Below are 16,735 nucleotides of genomic sequence, written 5' to 3' on the forward strand. Positions count from 1 at the left end.
TTGACTGTCGTCACCTTCACGATACGCTCGATGGGCGTTCCCATCACCCATAGGAGTCACCCGCAAGGGTCTTCCACAGGGGGCGAATCATGGAGCTGACCGGATCGGCCCACCTCGACACCTTCGCCCGCGACCATCTGCCGCCCCGCGCGCAGTGGCCCGAGCTCCTCTTCGACCTGCCCGAGCTGCGCTACCCGGAACGGCTCAACTGCGGTGCCGAGCTGCTGGACCGCACGATCGAGCGGTTCGGCCCGGACCGCCCGGCCTTCCGGGACGGCGCGGGCGGCGTGTGGACGTACGGTGACCTGCGCACGCGGGTCGACCGGATCGCCCACGCCCTCACCCGCGACCTGGGCGTGGTGCCGGGCAACCGCGTGATGCTGCGCGGCCCGACGACCCCGTGGCTGGCGGCCTGCTGGCTGGCGGTGATGAAGGCGGGCGGCGTGGCCGTCACCGTCCTGGCGCAGGCGCGCGCCGGGGAGCTCGCCGTGATGTGCGAGATGGCCCGGGTCAGCCACGCGCTGTGCGACGTCCGGTCGGTCGACGACCTGGTGAAGGCCGAGGTGGAGGGGTTGCGCGTCACGGCGTACGGCGGTGACGCGCCCGACGACCTGCTGCGGCTGGCGGCCCGTCACCCGGACGCGTACGACGCCGTCGACACCGCAGCCGACGACGTCGCGCTGATCGCCTTCACCTCCGGGACCACCGGACGGCCCAAGGGGTGCATGCACTTCCACCGCGACGTGCCGGCCGTCGCCGACACCTTCTCCGCGCGGGTGCTGCGGCCGGAGCCCGACGACGTCTTCGCGGGCAGCCCGCCGCTGGGCTTCACCTTCGGGCTCGGCGGCCTGGTGATCTTCCCGCTGCGGGCGGGCGCCTCGGCGCTCCTGCTGGAGCAGGCGGGGCCGAAGCAACTGCTGCCGGCGATCGCCGAGCACCGGGTGTCGGTGCTGTTCACGGCGCCGACGGCATACCGGGTGATGCTGGAGAACCTCGACGGGCACGACACCGGCTCGCTGCGCCGCTGCGTGTCGGCGGGCGAGAACCTGCCCGCCGCCACCTGGCGCGCCTGGTACGAGCGGACCGGGCTGCGGATCATCAACGGGATCGGCGCGACCGAGCTGCTGCACATCTTCATCTCGGCGGCCGACGACGCGATCAGACCCGGGGCGACCGGCGTGCCCGTGCCGGGCTGGCAGGCGCGCGTGGTGGACGGCTCCGGACGGCCGGTCCCAGACGGCGAGGAGGGCCTGCTGGCCGTGCGCGGCCCGGTGGGCTGCCGCTACCTGTCCGATCCGCGGCAGACGGAGTACGTCAGGGACGGCTGGAACCTCACCGGTGACACGTACGTCCGCGAACCGGACGGGTACCTGCGCTACGTCGCCCGCGCGGACGACATGATCATCTCGGCGGGCTACAACATCGCGGGCCCGGAGGTCGAGGACGCGCTCCTCGCCCATCCCGACGTGGTCGAGGCGGCGGTGGTGGGCCGGCCGGACGAGGTGCGCGGCCAGATCGCCGTGGCGTACGCGGTGGTCCGGGAGGGCGTCGCGCGCGACGACGCCACGGCCGAGGAGCTGCGCTCCTTCGTCCGCTCGCGCCTCGCCCCGTACAAGTGCCCGCGCGAGATCGTCTTCCTGGACGCCCTTCCCCGGACGGCCACGGGCAAGCTCCAGCGCTTCCGGCTGCGCGCGCGGCCCTGACCCCGTCCTAGAGTGATCACGTGGCCGAGCAGCACACTCCGCGTTCCCTGATCGTCTCCCTGTACGGCGCGTACGGGCGGACGCCCGACAACGCCCCGCTGCCGGTGGCCGAGCTGATCCGGCTGCTGGCGGTCCTCGGCGTGGACGCCCCGTCCGTCCGGTCCTCGGTGTCCCGGCTCAAGCGGCGCGGCCTGCTGGAGCCGCGCCGCACGGCGGACGGGGCGGCCGGGTACGCCCTGTCGGCGGACGCCCGCCAGCTCCTCGACGACGGCGACCGGCGCATCTACGCGGCCGGCGAGCCGCCCGAGGAGGAGGGCTGGGTGCTCGCCGTCTTCTCGGTCCCCGAGGCCGAGCGCCACAAGCGCCACCTGCTCCGCTCCCGGCTGGGCCGCCTCGGCTTCGGCACGGCGGCCCCGGGTGTCTGGATCGCCCCCGCGGCCCTCCACGAGGAGGCCCGCCACACCCTCACGCGGCTGCACCTCGACCCGTACGTGGACCTGTTCCGCGGCGAGCACCTCGGCTTCGCGCCGACGGCCGAGGCGGTGGGCCGCTGGTGGGACCTGGCCGCGATCGCCAAGCTGTACGAGGAGTTCCTCGACCTCCACGAGCCGGTCCTGCGCACCTGGTCGACGCGCGAGCCCTCCCCCGAGCAGGCGTACCGCGACTACCTGCTGGCCCTGGACACCTGGCGGCGCCTCCCGTACGCGGACCCGGGCCTGCCGGCCGCCCTGCTCCCGGCGGGCTGGCCGGGCGGCCGGGCGGCGGCCGTCTTCGGCGGGCTGCACGGGCTGCTGCGGGACCGGGGCGAGGACTTCGTCAGGGGCGCGGGGACAGGCTGAGGCGCGGCTTCGGCGCGTCCGTGCGGCCCGTCGGGGGCTTGCGGCTGCCCGCGCGGTACGGGGCCGGCCAGGGGGCGGCGGGGCCCTCGTAACCCTGGTCGGCCGCCGCGTGCAGCGTCCAGTGGGGGTCGTACAGGTGCGGGCGCGCCAGGGCGCACAGGTCGGCACGGCCGGCGAGCAGCAGGGAGTTGACGTCGTCCCAGGAGGAGATGGCGCCGACCGCGATGACCGGGACCTTCAGCGCGTTGCGGATCTTGTCGGCGTACGGGGCCTGGTACGAGCGGCCGTACTCGGGGCGTTCGTCGGGGACCACCTGGCCGGTGGAGACGTCGATGGCGTCGGCGCCGTGGGCGGCGAAGGCGCGGGCGATCTCGACGGCCTCCTCGGCGGTGGTGCCGCCGGGCGCCCAGTCGGTGGCCGAGAGCCGTACGGTCATGGGCCGCTCGCCGGGCCAGGCGGCGCGGACCGCGTCGAAGACCTCCAGCGGGAAGCGGAGCCTGCGCTCCAGGGAGCCGCCGTAGGCGTCGGTGCGGCGGTTGGTGAGCGGGGAGAGGAAGCCGGAGAGGAGGTAGCCGTGGGCGCAGTGCAGTTCGAGCAGGTCGAACCCGGCGCGGGCGGCGCGGCGCGCGGCGGCGGCGAACTGCTCCCTTATGTCGGTGAGCGCCGCCCGGTGCAGCTCGTGCGGGACCTGGTTGACGCCGGGGCGGTACGGCAGGGGTGAGGCGGCGACGAGCGGCCAGTTGCCGGAGTCGAGGGGCTGGTCGATGCCCTCCCACATGCGCTTGGTGGAGCCCTTGCGGCCGGAGTGCCCCAGCTGGACGCCGAGGGCGGTGCCGGGTGACTGGCGGTGCACGAAGTCGGTGATCCGGGACCAGGCGGCGGCCTGCGCGGGCGTGTACAGGCCGGCGCAGCCGGGGGTGATGCGCCCTTCGGGGCTGACGCACACCATCTCCGTCATGACCAGCCCGGCGCCGCCCAGGGCGCGGGCCCCCAGATGGACGAGGTGGAAGTCGCCGGGGACGCCGTCGACGGCCGAGTACATGTCCATCGGCGAGACGACGACGCGGTTGCGCAGGGTCAGCCCGCGCAGCCGGAACGGCGTGAACATCGGCGGGGTGCCGGGCGGGCAGCCGAAGTCGCGTTCGACGGCGCCGGTGAAGCGCGGGTCGCGCAGCCGCAGGTTGTCGTGGGTGACGCGGCGGCTGCGGGTGAGGAGGTTGAAGGCGAACTGGCGCGGCGGCTGGTCCAGATAGCCGGCGAGCTCCTCGAACCAGCGCAGGCTGGCGGCGGCCGCGCGCTGCGTGGAGGCGACGACGGGCCGGCGTTCCGCTTCGTACGCCGCCAGCGCCCGGTCCAGGTCCGGCTGCTCCTCGACGCAGGCGGCGAGCGCGAGGGCGTCCTCGACGGCGAGCTTGGTGCCGGAACCGATGGAGAAGTGCGCGGTGTGGGCGGCGTCGCCGAGCAGGACGGTGTTGCCGTGGGACCAGCGCTCGTTGACGACGGTCCGGAAAGCGGTCCAGGTGCTGTTGTTCGAGGTGAGGGGCCGGCCGCGCAGCGCCTCGGCGAAGATCTTGGCGCAGCGGTCGATGGACTCCTGGGTGTCGAGCTCGTCGAACCCGGCCGCCCGCCAGACCTCCTCGCGCATCTCGACGATGACGGTGGAGGCGTCCGCCGAAAAGGGGTAGCCGTGGAGCTGCATCACGCCGTGCTCGGTCTCCGCGATCTCGAAGCGGAACGCCTCGAAGGCGAAGTCGGCGGCGAGCCAGATGTAGCGGCAGCGGTGGGTGGTCAGGGTCGGGCGGAAGACGTCGGCGTGGGTCTCGCGGGTGCGGCTGTGGACGCCGTCGGCGGCGATGACCAGGTCGTACGCGGCGGCCAGCTCGGCGGCGGGCGGCGCCTCGGTGCGGAAGCGGAGCCGTACGCCCAGCTCGGCGCAGCGGGCGTGGAGGATCTCCAGCAGCCGGCGGCGGCCGAGCGCGGCGAAGCCGTGGCCGCCGGAGGTGAGGGTGCGGCCGCGGTGGACGATGTCGATGTCGTCCCAGCGGACGAACTCCGCCTGGAGCGCGGCGTACACGGCGGGGTCGGCGTGCTCGATGCCGCCGAGGGTCTCGTCGGAGAGCACGACGCCGAAGCCGAAGGTGTCGTCGGGGGCGTTCCGCTCCCAGACGGTGATGTCACGGGCGGGGTCGAGGCGCTTGAGCAGCGCGGCGGCGTACAGGCCGCCGGGCCCGCCGCCGATGACGGCCACGCGCAGGGCACGGCTCACGGCGGGTCACCGCCCCCGCCACTTGGGAGGACGCTTCTCGGTGAAGGCGGCGTGGAACTCGGCGTAGTCCTCGCCGTTCATCAGCAGGGCCTGCGTCGCCGCGTCTAGCTCGACGGCGGCGGCGAGCGGCATGTCGAGCTCGGCGGTGAGTAGCGCCTTGGTCTGGGCGTACGCGAGGGCCGGGCCCTCGGCGAGGCGGCGGGCGAGCGCGGCGGCGCGCTCGTCGGCGCGGCCCTCCTCGGTGAGCTCGCTGATCAGGCCGATGCGCTCGGCCTCGGGGGCGCGGACCGGTTCGCCGAGCATCAGCAGCCGGGTGGCGTGGCCGAGGCCGACGACCCGGGGCAGGAGGTACGCGGCGCCCATGTCGCCGCCGGAGAGGCCGACCTTGGTGAAGAGGAACGCGAAGCGGGCGGAGGGGTCGGCCACGCGGAAGTCCGCGGCGAGGGCCAGGACCGCTCCGGCGCCGGCGGCGACGCCGTGGACGGCGGCGATCACGGGGAAGGGCGCCTCGCGCAGGGCCCGCACCACCTGGCCGGTCATCCGGTTGAAGTCGAGGAGCTGAGCGGTGTCCATGGCGAGGGTGGCGCCGATGATGTCGTCCACGTCGCCGCCGGAGCAGAAGCCACGCCCCTCCCCCGCGAGGACCAGGGCCCGCACGGCGCGCTCGCGGGACAGCTCGGCGAGCAGGTCGCGCAGGTCGGCGTAGGCGCCGAAGGTGAGCGCGTTCAGCTTGGCGGGGCGGGCGAGGGTGACGGTGGCGACGCCGTCCTCGACGGTGAGCCTCAGATGGCGCCACTCGGGGGTCCGGGGCGCGGAGCTGGTGAAGGGGCTCATGGGGTGCGGCCTCCCTCGGCGAGCGGATTGCCTGGCGAGTACCTGCCCGTCGACGGTATCACTCAACCGTGACCACCGTCACGTACGCGCGATAGGGGTACGCGGACCGCGACGGCCGTGCGACAGGTGTGGCACAGGTCTCCTGAAGGGAGGCCCGAGGCTCTGGTGGCGTCGGTTGCGGACCGTAAGGTGGAGGGAGGAAAACCGAACGACCGAACGACCACCGGACAGACGTCGCGGACCCCGCCACGGAGCCGGCGGACACCACCGCGGAGCAGCGGACACCACCGCGGGGCCGGCGGACGCCCGCCGAGACCCAAGACACCGCAGAGACCGAAGAGACCGAAGAGACGCAACGGAGGACCGCCACCGTGCTCGAAGCCTCCGGCCCCGCCTACTGGCGCCTGGCCCTGCCGCACTCCGCGGCCGCCGTGCCACTCGCCCGGGCGCTGGTACGGAAGGCCCTCGCGGACCTCGACGCTCCGGCGTCGGCGGACACCGACACGGCGGAGCTGCTGACGGCGGAGCTGGTGGCGAACGCGGTGAAGCACACCGATCCCGGCGACCCGCCGATCGAGCTGGTGGTGGAGCTGCTGGAGACCGGGTGCCAGGTCGAGGTGCACGACCGCGACCCGGCGCCGCCCGGTGACCTGTCCCCCGCCCACACCACGCCACCGGACCCGTGGCAGGAGCACGGCCGCGGCCTGCTCCTGATCCGTACGCTCAGCGCGGCGTGCGGCCACCGCCGTACCCCGCAGGGCAAGGCGGTGTGGTTCACGCTCCCGGGGCTCGGGACGACGTGACCTCCCCCGCCTCCGGCACGGCGCCGGCGCCGGCGGCAAGGCGCGAGTTGCGGCGCCCGTAGCCCGCGTACACCAGCGCGCCGGCCAGCAGGAAGACGGCGAACTGCAGCCAGGTGGTCCAGCCGGTGCCCCACATCAGGTACAGGCAGAAGGCGACACCCAGGACCGGGCTGACCGGGTAGAGCGGCACCCGGAAGGTGCGCTCGAGGGCGGGGTGGCGGCGGCGCAGGGTGATCACCGCGATGTTGACCACGGCCATGACGGCCAGGGTGCCGATCGTCGTCAGGTTCATCACGACGTCGAGGGGCACGACGGCGGCCGGGACGGCGAAGACGGCGGCGACGATCCAGGTGTTCGCGACGGGGGTGGAGGTCTTCGGCGAGACCTTCTCGAAGACGCGCGGGATCAGCCCGTCCCGGGACATCGACATCAGGATGCGGGTCTGGCCGTACATCACGGCGAGGACGACCGAGGCGATGGCGACGACCGCGCCGAAGGCGATGATCCCGCCGCCGAGGGCGGAGCCGGTGACCTCGTCGACGATGAGCGACAGCGCGGCCGGCTGGTCGGCGACGTCGTCGGCGGACATCGCGCCGATCGCGGCGAGGGCGACCAGCCCGTACAGCAGCGTGACGGCACCGATGCAGATCATGATCGCGAGGGGGATGTTCCGGCGCGGGTTCTTGACCTCCTCGCCGGCGGTGGTGATCGCGTCGAAGCCGATGTACGAGAAGAAGGCGAGCGACGCACCCGAGGTGACCCCGGCGAGGCCGTGCGCCGCGAACGGCGAGAGGTTGCCCGAGCGGAAGGCGCTGAACGCGAGCGCGCAGAACAGGATCAGGATCGCGATCTTGACGACGGCCATGGCGGCGGTGGCGCGGGCGCTCTCGCGCACGCCGCGCACCAGCAGCACGGCGGCGAGGGCGATCACCACGACGGCGGGGACGTTCACGATGCCGCCGTCGCCGGGCGGGGCGGAGAGGGCGGCGGGCAGCTGTACGCCGATGAGGCTGTCGAGCAGTTCGTTGAGGTACTGGCCCCAGCCGACCGAGACGGCGGAGACGGACACGCCGTACTCCAGCAGCAGGCACCAGCCGGTGAGGAACGCGACGCGCTCGCCGAGGGCGGCGTACGCGAAGGAGTACGAGCTGCCGGAGACCGGGATGGCGCTGCCCAGCTCGGCGAAGGAGAAGGCGGTGAAGACGCAGGTGATCGCGGCGAGCACGAAGGAGACGACGACCGCGGGGCCCGCCTCGGCGACGCTGTCGGAGAGCCCGACGAAGATGCCGGTGCCGACGATGGCGCCGACGCCGAAGCACACGAGCTGGAAGAGGCCCATGGTGCGCTTGAGGCCATGCCCCTCCAGATCGGCGCCGGATTCGGCGACCAGTTGGGCGGGGGTCTTGAGGCGCTGCATGGGTGGTTCTCCCGGCGGTGGTGCGGGCTCGTGCAGGGGTGGCGCACAAGCGGAAGGGGTCCGGACATGTGAGCCCGGACCCCACCTTCTGTACCGAGACTAACCGGTACCGCGCATATTCACCCCATCGCCCGCATGGCCATCCCGCCCCCGGGCCGATGCGGAATCAGCCGAGGGTGGCGACCAGCACCGCCTTGATGGTGTGCATGCGGTTCTCGGCCTCGTCGAAGACGACGGAGTGCTCCGACTCGAAGACCTCGTCCGTGACCTCCAGCTCGGTCAGGCCGTGCCGCTCGTGGATGTCGCGGCCGACCGCCGTGCCCAGGTCGTGGAAGGCGGGCAGGCAGTGCAGGAACTTCACCCCGGGGTTGCCGGTGGCGCGCAGCACGTCCATGGTCACGGCGTACGGGGCGAGGGCCGCGATGCGTTCGTCCCAGACCTCCTTCGGCTCGCCCATCGAGACCCAGACGTCGGTGGCGACGAAGTCCGCGCCCCGGACCCCCTCGGTGACGTCCTCGGTGAGCGTGACGCGCGCCCCGCTGGCCTCGGCGAGCTCGCGCGCCTTCGCCACGATGTCGTCGGCCGGCCAGTACGCCTTGGGCGCCACGATCCGTACGTCCATGCCGAGCAGGGCGCCGGTGACGAGGTAGGAGTTGCCCATGTTGTAGCGGCCGTCGCCCAGGTAGGCGAAGGCCACGGCCTCCAGGGGCTTGTCGGTGTGCTCGGTCATGGTGAGCACGTCGGCGAGCATCTGGGTGGGGTGCCAGTCGTCGGTCAGGCCGTTGTAGACGGGCACGCCGGCGTACGCGGCCAGCTCCTCGACGGCCGCCTGCGCGTCGCCCCGGTACTCGATGGCGTCGAACATGCGGCCGAGGACGCGGGCGGTGTCCTTGACGGACTCCTTGTGGCCGATCTGCGAGCCGGAGGGGTCCAGGTAGGTGGTGGAGGCGCCCTGGTCGGCCGCCGCGACCTCGAACGCGCAGCGCGTGCGCGTGGAGGTCTTCTCGAAGATCAGCGCGATATTCCGACCCCGCAGCCGCTGGACCTCGGTCCCCGCCTTCTTCGCCGACTTGAGTTCGGCGGCCAGTTCGATCAGGCTGCGGAACTCGTCGGCGGTGAAGTCCAGCTCCTTGAGGAAGTGGCGGCCGGTGAGATCGGTGGCCATGGGGCGCTCCTGGGTTACGGCGGGTCGGGGACTATGGAAGTCTATACGAAGGTCAGCATTTCTATTCGCTCGCTTCCGTGAGGTGCCCCTCAGCGGCGCGGCGGCATGGGCGAGGCGCGGACGCCAGCCCGGCTCATGGGCGAGGCGCGGGCGCCCGGCCCGGCTCATGGGCGGGGCGCGGGCGCCCGGCCCGGCTCAGGCGCGCCTCATATGGCGTCACGCTCGACCGGGCAGCTCATGCAGCGCGGACCGCCCCGGCCGCGCCCCAGCTCACTGCCCGGGATCTCGATCACCTCGATGCCCTCCCGCCGCAGGTGCGTGTTGGTGGTGACGTTCCGCTCGTACGCGACCACGACCCCGGGCTCCACCGCCAGCACGTTGCAGCCGTCGTCCCACTGCTCCCGCTCGGCCGCGTGCACGTCCTGCGTCGCCGTCAGCACCCGGATGGAGGTCATGCCGAGCGCCGCCGCGATGGCGCTGTGCATGTGCTCGGGCGGGTGGTCGGAGACCTTGAGCGTGCCCATCCGGTCCCCGGGGTCGATGGTGTACGAGCGGAGCATGCCGAGCCCCGCGTACTGCGTGAACGTGTCCGGCGCCACCATCGTCATCACGGTGTCCAAGTGCATGAACGCGCGGCTCTTCGGCATGTCCAGCGCCACGATCGTGCGCGCCGAGCCGGCCGCGAACATGCCGCGGGCCAGCATCTCCACCGCCTGCGGGGTGGTCCGCTCGCTCATCCCGATCAGCACCGCGCCGTTGCCGAGGACCAGGACGTCGCCGCCCTCGATGGTGGACGGGTAGTCGTCCTGCCCCTCCGACCAGTGGTGGAAGGCGCCCGCCTCCGGGCCGGTGAAGAGGGGGTGGTGTTTGTAGATCGCCTCGAAGTGCACGGTCTCGCGCTGCCGGGCGGGGTAGCGCATGGCGTTGATGGCGACGCCGTTGTAGATCCAGGCCGAGGTGTCCCGGGTGAAGAGGTGGTTCGGCAGGGGCGGCAGCAGGAAGTCGTCCAGGTCCATCACGTGGAACCGGACGGAGGTCGGCTCGGGGTGGCCGGCGAGGTACTCGCGCTTCGTCATCCCGCCGACCAGCGCTTCGACGAGCCTGGCCGTCTCCATCTCGTCGAAGACGGCCCTAAGGTGGTCCGTGGCGAGCGGCCCGTACTCCTTCTCGTCGAAGACCCGGTCGAGGACGAGCTTCCTGGCGGCCGGCAACTCCAGTGCCTCGCGCAGCAGATCGCCGAAGAGGTGGACCGTCACGCCTCGGTCGCGCAGCACGTCGGCGAACCCGTCGTGTTCCTGGCGGGCTCGCCGCACCCAGAGCACGTCGTCGAAGAGGAGCCGCTCCTTGTTGCTGGGCGTGAGCCGCTTCAGCTCCAGGTCGGGCCGGTGCAGGATGACGCGGCGGAGCCGCCCGGTCTCGGAATCGACATGGAATCCCATGCACCCATCCTGGCCGAGCCGCGCGCTCGGCGCGCCCCCGCGTGCGGCACGAACGTCCCCGGGGTCGTGACCGCGAACGTACCGTCAGAACGCCGTCAGCAGCGTGATGAGCACCAGGAGGAGGACCACGAGGGCGGCGCTCAGCCCGTAGAGGACGAGGCGGCCGTCCTGCACGGAGAGCCCGGCGGGCGCGGGCTGGGGATCCGACGGGGGCTGCGCCCGGGGTACGGACTCGGGTTCCGCCGCCGATTCCGGTTCCGGCTTCGGGCCCTGCTTGGGCTCCTGCTCCGGCTTCGGCTTCGGCTTCGGTTCCTGCTCCGGCTTCGGCTTCGGCTTCGGCGGAGGCTCGGCGGTGTAGGAGGCCATGAGGAGGGCCTGCCACGCCGCCTCGGGCAGGCGCGGCTCGTCGCTCTCCACGATCCGCCGGACCGCCGCCCGGGCGGCCCGGTGCGGGCCGGTGCTGAGCCGGGGCAGCAGGACCGCCACCCGGTCGGCGACGCGCGGGTCGCCCAGCAGCGGGCGCACCGCCCAGCGGTAGACGGACGCGGCGTTGGCGGCGCGCACCTCGCAGTCGGGGTCGCCGAGGCCGACGGGCCGGTCGGTGAGGAAGAGCTCCTGGTCGAGCAGGACGACGCACAGCTGGGTGCGCGTCTCGCGGTTCCAGGACGGCCACCGCTCGACGGCCTCCTCCATGAGCCGCGTCAGCACCTCGTACGGGACGGGCCGGCGCAGCGCCCGCAGGAGTTCGGTGTCCGGGGCCACCGCCGCCGCCTCGCGCGGCAGCGGCACGCCCGCCTCGGCGACGGCGGCGAGCGCGGCGGGCAGCCGGCCGGGGCGCCGCGGGCCGGAGCGCCCTACGCGGTGCAGCGGCCCGCGCGGCCCGCGCCGGGGCACCGGCCAGTCGGGGGCGGCGGGGCTTCCTGGTACCGCCGCCTGCGTCCGGGTGCGCGTAGGCGTAGGCGTAGGCGTACGCGCACGGGTCGCCGGCTCGTTCTCGAGCAGTGCGAGGGCGCGTTCCGCGATGTCCAGCAGCGTGCCCGGCCCCTGCTCCGCGGCGGCCCGGAACGTGGCGCCGACGTCGGACCGCAGATGGCTCGCCACCAGTTGCCGCGCGATCCCGTCCGCCCGGTCCGCGCGCCGTTCCAGGGGGTCGGTCCGCCGCCGCGTGCCGCCGCCCGGCGGCGCACCAAAACCGGCCAGGCTCCCGGCGAAGACGAACCGCACGTCCTCCGTCTCGGCGGTGTCGCGCGTGGCGAAGGTCCAGCCGTCCCCGGTCTCGCCCTCGGCGGCGAACCCGGCCCCGGCGGCGTACGCGCCGAAGATCTCGTGCAGGCCCCACAGCACCCGGCAGGCCGTCTCGCCGCCCGACGGGTCCAGCAGGGTGAAGCGGGCGCCGGGGTCGCGCAGCAGCTCGGCGACCGCGCCCGTCAGCTCGTCCCGCGCGCGCCGCAGCGTCCGTGCCAGCAGCGTCCGGCCCTCGCGCGCCGTCGGTTCCAGCGCGGCCAGGGGCACGGGCGGGAGCGTCCCGCTCACCCGGGGCGGCAGCTTGCCGCCCTGCCAGCACCAGCCGTGCAGCCCCAGGCAGGTCACCGGAGTGAGGAGCTCCGCCGGTCCGACGAGCGCGTGGCAGAGGGGCCCCGTCCCGCCGCCCGTGTCGCGCCACGGCGACCGGTGCACGAGCAGGACGTCGTCCCCGTACCGCAGGCGCAGCAGCGCCGGCCCGGTGTCCTCGCCGCCGGGGCCCGGCAGCAGGGCGGCGGCCCGGTGGAAGACGGCGTCGGCCATGTCGCGGCTGTGGGACCAGGCGACCGGACCGAACCCTCCGTCGGCGTGGGGGCGGAAGACGATCTGGTGCACCGTCGCGGGCTCGGGGCGGTCAGGTGGTGGTGGCGCGGTGCGCGGGCTCATGTGCCGTCCCAGTCGTCGGTTCGTCGGGGTGGCGGTGGGCCGTCCCCTCCCTCGGTCCACCGCCACCGGTAAGGGGAGACATCGTCCCTCCCAACTGACCCTTTTTCAGGCCCAGTTGGGAGGCCGTCACTCCACGCGTCCACGAACGTACGGGCTCGTCCCGACCTGCGTCAACACGCTCCGGGGGCCACGAAACGGTGCACCTTTCCATGCCCCCCGTGCGCCTCCCCGCGCCTCGGCGCGCGCCTCCCCCGCCCGCGTCCCGTACCTCCGCGGCGATCCGCGACCGAAATTCCATGGTTGGAGAAGGCCGCCTCGGTCGATACTCGGACACGTGTTCCTGACGATCAGTACGACCGGTACCCCTGAACGCCCCGCCACCGACCTCGGATTCCTCCTCCACAAGCATCCGGACAAGGCGCAGGCGTTCTCCACCTCCTACGGCACGGCCCACGTCCTCTACCCGGAGGCGTCGCCCGAGCGCTGCACGGCGGCGCTGCTGCTGGAGGTGGATCCCGTCGCGCTCGTACGACGAGGCAAGGGCAAGGGGCGCGGCGGCGCACCCGACCAGGCGCTCGCGCAGTACGTCAACGACCGGCCGTACGCCGCCTCCTCGCTGCTCGCCGTCGCCCTCGGCAACGTCTTCTCCAGTGCGCTCAAGGGGCAGTGCCAGGCCCGGCCGGAGCTCGTCGGCCAGGCGCTGCCGCTGCGCGTGGAGGTGCCGGCGCTGCCCGCGCGCGGCGGCGCCGAGCTCGTACGGAAGCTGTTCGAGCCGCTGGGATGGGCGGTGACGGCGGAGCCGGTCGCGCTCGACGAGCGGTTCCCGGAGTGGGGCGAGTCCCGCTACGTCCGCCTCGTACTGGAGGGCGAGCAGCGGCTCGCCGACGCCCTGCGTCACCTGTACGTACTGCTGCCGGTGCTGGACGACGCCAAGCACTACTGGGTCTCGCCGGACGAGGTCGACAAGCTGCTGCGGGTCGGCGAGGGCTGGCTGCCCGGGCACCCGGAGCACAAGCTGATCACCAGCCGCTACCTGGCGCGCCGCTGGTCGCTGACGCGCGAGGCGATGGAGCGCATCGAGCTGGCGCGGCTGGCCGCGGCGGACGACAGCGACGTCGAGGAGATCGACAACGCCGTCGACGAGGACACCGACACGGAGGAGCGCCCGGTTCCGCTGGCGGTCCAGCGGCGGGAGGCGATCATCGAGGCGCTGCGCGGCGCGGGTGCGAGCCGGGTGCTCGACCTGGGCTGCGGGCAGGGCCAGCTGGTGCGCGAGCTGCTGAAGGACCCGCGCTTCACCGAGATCGTCGGTGTCGACGTGTCGATGCGGGCGTTGTCCCTGGCGGCGCGGCGGCTGCGGATCGAGCGCATGGGCGAGCGGCAGTCGGAGCGCGTACGGCTCTTCCAGGGCTCGCTCGCGTACACCGACAAGCGGCTCAAGGGGTACGACGCGGCCGTGCTCAGCGAGGTCATCGAGCACCTCGATCTGGAGCGGCTGCCCGCGCTGGAGTACGCCGTGTTCGGCGCGGCCCGCCCGGCGACCGTGCTCGTGACGACGCCGAACGTCGAGTACAACGTCCGCTGGGAGACCCTCCCGGCCGGACACGTACGCCACGGCGACCACCGGTTCGAGTGGACGCGTGCGGAGTTCCGCGACTGGGCCGCGGCGGTCGCCGAACGGCACGGCTACGGCGTGGAGTTCGTGCCCGTCGGGCCCGACGACCCCGAGGTCGGCCCGCCGACGCAGATGGCCGTGTTCACCCTGGCCGCCCCCGTATCCGAGGAGAAGGCCGCATGACCGAGACCGAAACCATCACGCGCAGGCTGCCGGTCACCGACCTGTCCCTCGTCGTCCTCATCGGCGCCACGGGCTCCGGCAAGTCGACCTTCGCGCGCAAGCACTTCAAGCCGACGGAGATCATCTCGTCGGACTTCTGCCGCGGCCTCGTCGCCGACGACGAGAACGACCAGAGCGCGAGCCGCGACGCCTTCGACGTCCTGCACTACATCGCCGGTAAGCGCCTCGCGGCAGGCCGGCTGACGGTGGTCGACGCGACCAGCGTGCAGCAGGAGAGCCGCCGGCAGCTGGTGCGCCTCGCGCGCGAGCACGACGTGCTGCCCATCGCCATCGTGCTCGACCTGCCGGAGGAGGTGTGCGCGGCGCGCAACGCCGCCCGGCCGGACCGGGCGGGCATGCCGCGCCACGTCATCCAGCGCCACCGGCGCGAGCTGCGCCGTTCGCTGCGCGGCCTGGAACGCGAGGGCTTCCGCAAGGTGCACGTGCTGCGCAGCGTCGAGGAGGTGGAGGCGGCCGAGGTCGTTCTGGAGAAGCGGTTCAACGACCTGCGGCACCTGACCGGGCCGTTCGACATCATCGGCGACATCCACGGCTGCTCCTCCGAGCTGGAGACCCTGCTCGCCAAGCTCGGGTACGTCGACGGCCACCACCCCGAGGGGCGTACCGCCGTCTTCGTCGGCGACCTCGTCGACCGGGGGCCGGACAGCCCGGGCGTGCTGCGGCGCGTCATGGGCATGGTCGCCGCGGGCGACGCGCTGTGCGTGCCCGGCAACCACGAGAACAAGCTGGGCCGCTGGCTGAACGGCAAGAACGTCCAGCACACGCACGGCCTCGCCGAGACCATCGAGCAGCTGGAGCGCGAGAGCGACGAGTTCCGCACGCAGGTGCGGGAGTTCATCGCGGGCCTGGTCAGCCACTACGTCCTGGACGAGGGCAGGCTCGTCGTCTGTCACGCGGGCCTGCCGGAGAAGTACCACGGCCGCACGTCCGGGCGGGTGCGCTCGCACGCGCTGTACGGCGACACGACCGGCGAGACCGACGAGTTCGGCCTGCCGGTGCGCTACCCGTGGGCGGAGGACTACCGGGGCCGGGCGGCCGTCGTCTACGGCCACACGCCGGTTCCGAACACCTCGTGGATCAACAACACCATCTGCCTCGACACCGGCGCGGTGTTCGGCGGCAAGATGACGGCGCTGCGCTGGCCGGAGCGCGAACTCGTCGACGTACCGGCCGAGAAGGTCTGGTACGAGCCGGTCAAGCCGCTCGCCACCGAGGCGCCCGGCGGCCACCAGGGGCGGCCGCTGGACCTGGCCGACGTGCACGGGCGCCGGGTCGTCGAGACGCGGTACGCGGGCAACGTCGGTGTGCGCGAGGAGAACGCCGCGGCGGCGCTGGAGGTGATGAGCCGCTTCGCCGTCGACCCGCGGCTCGTGCCGTACCTGCCGCCGACCATGGCGCCCACCGCCACGTCGAGCCGCGAGGGCTACCTGGAGCACCCGGCCGAGGCGTTCGCCGCCTACGCCGCCGACGGGGTGGCGCGGGTGGTCTGCGAGGAGAAGCACATGGGGTCGCGGGCCGTGGCCCTGGTGTGCCGGGACGCGGAGGCGGCGCGGGAGCACTTCGGCGTGGAGCCGGGGCCGACCGGGGCCACCGGGCCCACCGGGTCCCTGTACACCCGCACCGGGCGGCCCTTCTTCGACGACGCCTCGGTCACGGAGGAGATCCTCGGCCGTCTGCGCACGGCGCTGACGGCGGCCGGGCTGTGGGAGGAGCTCGACACGGACTGGCTGCTGCTCGACGCCGAGCTGATGCCCTGGTCCCTCAAGGCCTCCGGTCTGCTGCGCACGCAGTACGCGGCGGTGGGCGCCGCGTCGTCGGCCGTCTTCCCCGGTGCGCTCGCCGCGCTGGAGGCGGCCGCCGCGCGCGGGGTCGAGGTCGGCGGGCTGCTGGCGCGGCAGCGCGACCGGGCGGTCGACGCGGCCGCCTTCACGGAGGCGTACCGCCGCTACTGCTGGACCACGGACGGACTGGACGGTGTCGAGCTGGCGCCGTTCCAGCTGCTCGCCGCGCGGGGCCGCAGCCTCGCCGCGCTCCCGCACGACGAACAGCTGGCCCTGATCGACCGCATGGTGGAGCACGACACCACCGGTCTGCTCCGGACCACCCGGCGTCTCTACGTCGACACCGGCGACGAGGCGTCGGTCGCGGCCGGTGTCGACTGGTGGCTGGAGATGACCGGCCGCGGCGGCGAGGGCATGGTGGTCAAGCCGCTCCAGGCCCTCGCCCGCGACGGTAAGGGCCGCCTCATCCAGCCCGGCATCAAGTGCCGGGGCCGCGAGTACCTGCGGATCATCTACGGCCCCGAGTACACGCGCCCCGACAACCTCGACCGCCTGCGCTCCCGCTTCCTCGGGCACAAGCGCTCCCTCGCCCTGCGCGAGTACGCCCTGGGCCTGGAAGCCCTCTCCCGGCTCGCCGACGGCGAACCCCTGTGGCGCGTCCACGAAGCGGTCTTCGCGGTCCTCGCCCTGGAGTCGGAACCGGTGGACCCGCGGTTGTAGCG

Annotated in this window: 11 protein-coding genes; 5 read left to right on the forward strand and 6 right to left on the reverse strand. The window is 73.5% G+C overall.

Features of this window, described 5'->3' with window-relative positions:
• Positions 1–89: 89 nt before the first annotated feature.
• Positions 90–1,703 carry an AMP-binding protein gene (locus AC07FJ_RS32055; protein WP_479052717.1) on the forward strand — a complete coding sequence of 538 codons (1,614 nt, stop codon included), beginning with the start codon at positions 90–92 and terminating at the stop codon, positions 1,701–1,703.
• Positions 1,704–1,723: 20 nt separating this feature from the next.
• The gene (locus AC07FJ_RS32060) at positions 1,724–2,542 is read left to right on the forward strand and encodes a PaaX family transcriptional regulator (protein ID WP_479052718.1); all 819 of its coding nucleotides are present in this window, start codon (positions 1,724–1,726) and stop codon (positions 2,540–2,542) included.
• Here AC07FJ_RS32060 and AC07FJ_RS32065 read toward each other — a convergent pair.
• On the reverse strand, positions 2,520–4,808 hold the full coding sequence (locus tag AC07FJ_RS32065; protein WP_479052719.1) for a bifunctional salicylyl-CoA 5-hydroxylase/oxidoreductase: 2,289 nt from the start codon (positions 4,806–4,808) through the stop codon (positions 2,520–2,522). The genes AC07FJ_RS32060 and AC07FJ_RS32065 overlap by 23 nt on opposite strands.
• 6 nt (positions 4,809–4,814) lie before the next feature.
• Positions 4,815–5,642 carry an enoyl-CoA hydratase family protein gene (locus tag AC07FJ_RS32070; protein ID WP_479052720.1) on the reverse strand — a complete coding sequence of 276 codons (828 nt, stop codon included), beginning with the start codon at positions 5,640–5,642 and terminating at the stop codon, positions 4,815–4,817.
• A gap of 371 nt (positions 5,643–6,013) precedes the next feature.
• Between AC07FJ_RS32070 and AC07FJ_RS32075 the strand changes: the two genes are divergently transcribed.
• Positions 6,014–6,445, forward strand: a complete 432-nt coding sequence (locus AC07FJ_RS32075) for an ATP-binding protein (RefSeq protein ID WP_361424502.1) — start codon at positions 6,014–6,016, stop codon at positions 6,443–6,445.
• Here the strand turns inward: AC07FJ_RS32075 and AC07FJ_RS32080 are convergent.
• The 4 genes from AC07FJ_RS32080 to AC07FJ_RS32095 form a co-directional block, all read right to left on the reverse strand.
• Positions 6,417–7,862, reverse strand: coding sequence for an amino acid permease (locus AC07FJ_RS32080; RefSeq protein ID WP_479052721.1), 1,446 nt, complete (start codon positions 7,860–7,862; stop codon positions 6,417–6,419). The two genes, AC07FJ_RS32075 and AC07FJ_RS32080, sit on opposite strands and share 29 nt — an antisense overlap.
• 166 nt (positions 7,863–8,028) lie before the next feature.
• Positions 8,029–9,027, reverse strand: coding sequence for an ornithine carbamoyltransferase (argF, locus tag AC07FJ_RS32085; protein WP_479052722.1), 999 nt, complete (start codon positions 9,025–9,027; stop codon positions 8,029–8,031).
• A gap of 206 nt (positions 9,028–9,233) precedes the next feature.
• On the reverse strand, positions 9,234–10,466 hold the full coding sequence (locus tag AC07FJ_RS32090) for an arginine deiminase (RefSeq protein ID WP_361424493.1): 1,233 nt from the start codon (positions 10,464–10,466) through the stop codon (positions 9,234–9,236).
• Positions 10,467–10,550: 84 nt separating this feature from the next.
• Positions 10,551–12,374 (reverse strand): hypothetical protein, encoded by a 1,824-nt coding sequence (locus AC07FJ_RS32095; protein ID WP_479052723.1) that lies wholly within the window; start codon positions 12,372–12,374, stop codon positions 10,551–10,553.
• Between the two features lie 334 nt (positions 12,375–12,708).
• Between AC07FJ_RS32095 and AC07FJ_RS32100 the strand changes: the two genes are divergently transcribed.
• Together AC07FJ_RS32100 and AC07FJ_RS32105 are read left to right on the forward strand one after the other, a co-directional pair.
• Entirely contained in the window at positions 12,709–14,172 is a 1,464-nt protein-coding gene (locus AC07FJ_RS32100) for a 3' terminal RNA ribose 2'-O-methyltransferase Hen1 (protein ID WP_479052724.1), read from the forward strand.
• Complete coding sequence (locus AC07FJ_RS32105; protein WP_479052725.1) at positions 14,169–16,733, forward strand: polynucleotide kinase-phosphatase; 2,565 nt, start codon at positions 14,169–14,171, stop codon at positions 16,731–16,733. Before AC07FJ_RS32100 ends, AC07FJ_RS32105 begins: the two co-directional genes overlap by 4 nt.
• The last annotated feature ends 2 nt before the right edge of the window (positions 16,734–16,735 follow it).

It is taken from the genome of Streptomyces sp. NPDC045998 (assembly GCF_056430285.1).

Excerpts from the sequence above, each read along its gene's own strand:
- AC07FJ_RS32055 (WP_479052717.1), top strand. The coding sequence starts at position 90 with ATGGAGCTGACCGGATCGGCCCACCTCGACACCTTCGCCCGCGACCAT.
- AC07FJ_RS32070 (WP_479052720.1), bottom strand. The coding sequence starts at position 5,642 with ATGAGCCCCTTCACCAGCTCCGCGCCCCGGACCCCCGAGTGGCGCCAT.
- AC07FJ_RS32080 (WP_479052721.1), bottom strand. The coding sequence starts at position 7,862 with ATGCAGCGCCTCAAGACCCCCGCCCAACTGGTCGCCGAATCCGGCGCC.
- argF (WP_479052722.1), bottom strand. The coding sequence starts at position 9,027 with ATGGCCACCGATCTCACCGGCCGCCACTTCCTCAAGGAGCTGGACTTC.
- AC07FJ_RS32090 (WP_361424493.1), bottom strand. The coding sequence starts at position 10,466 with ATGGGATTCCATGTCGATTCCGAGACCGGGCGGCTCCGCCGCGTCATC.
- AC07FJ_RS32095 (WP_479052723.1), bottom strand. The coding sequence starts at position 12,374 with ATGAGCCCGCGCACCGCGCCACCACCACCTGACCGCCCCGAGCCCGCG.
- AC07FJ_RS32105 (WP_479052725.1), top strand. The coding sequence starts at position 14,169 with ATGACCGAGACCGAAACCATCACGCGCAGGCTGCCGGTCACCGACCTG.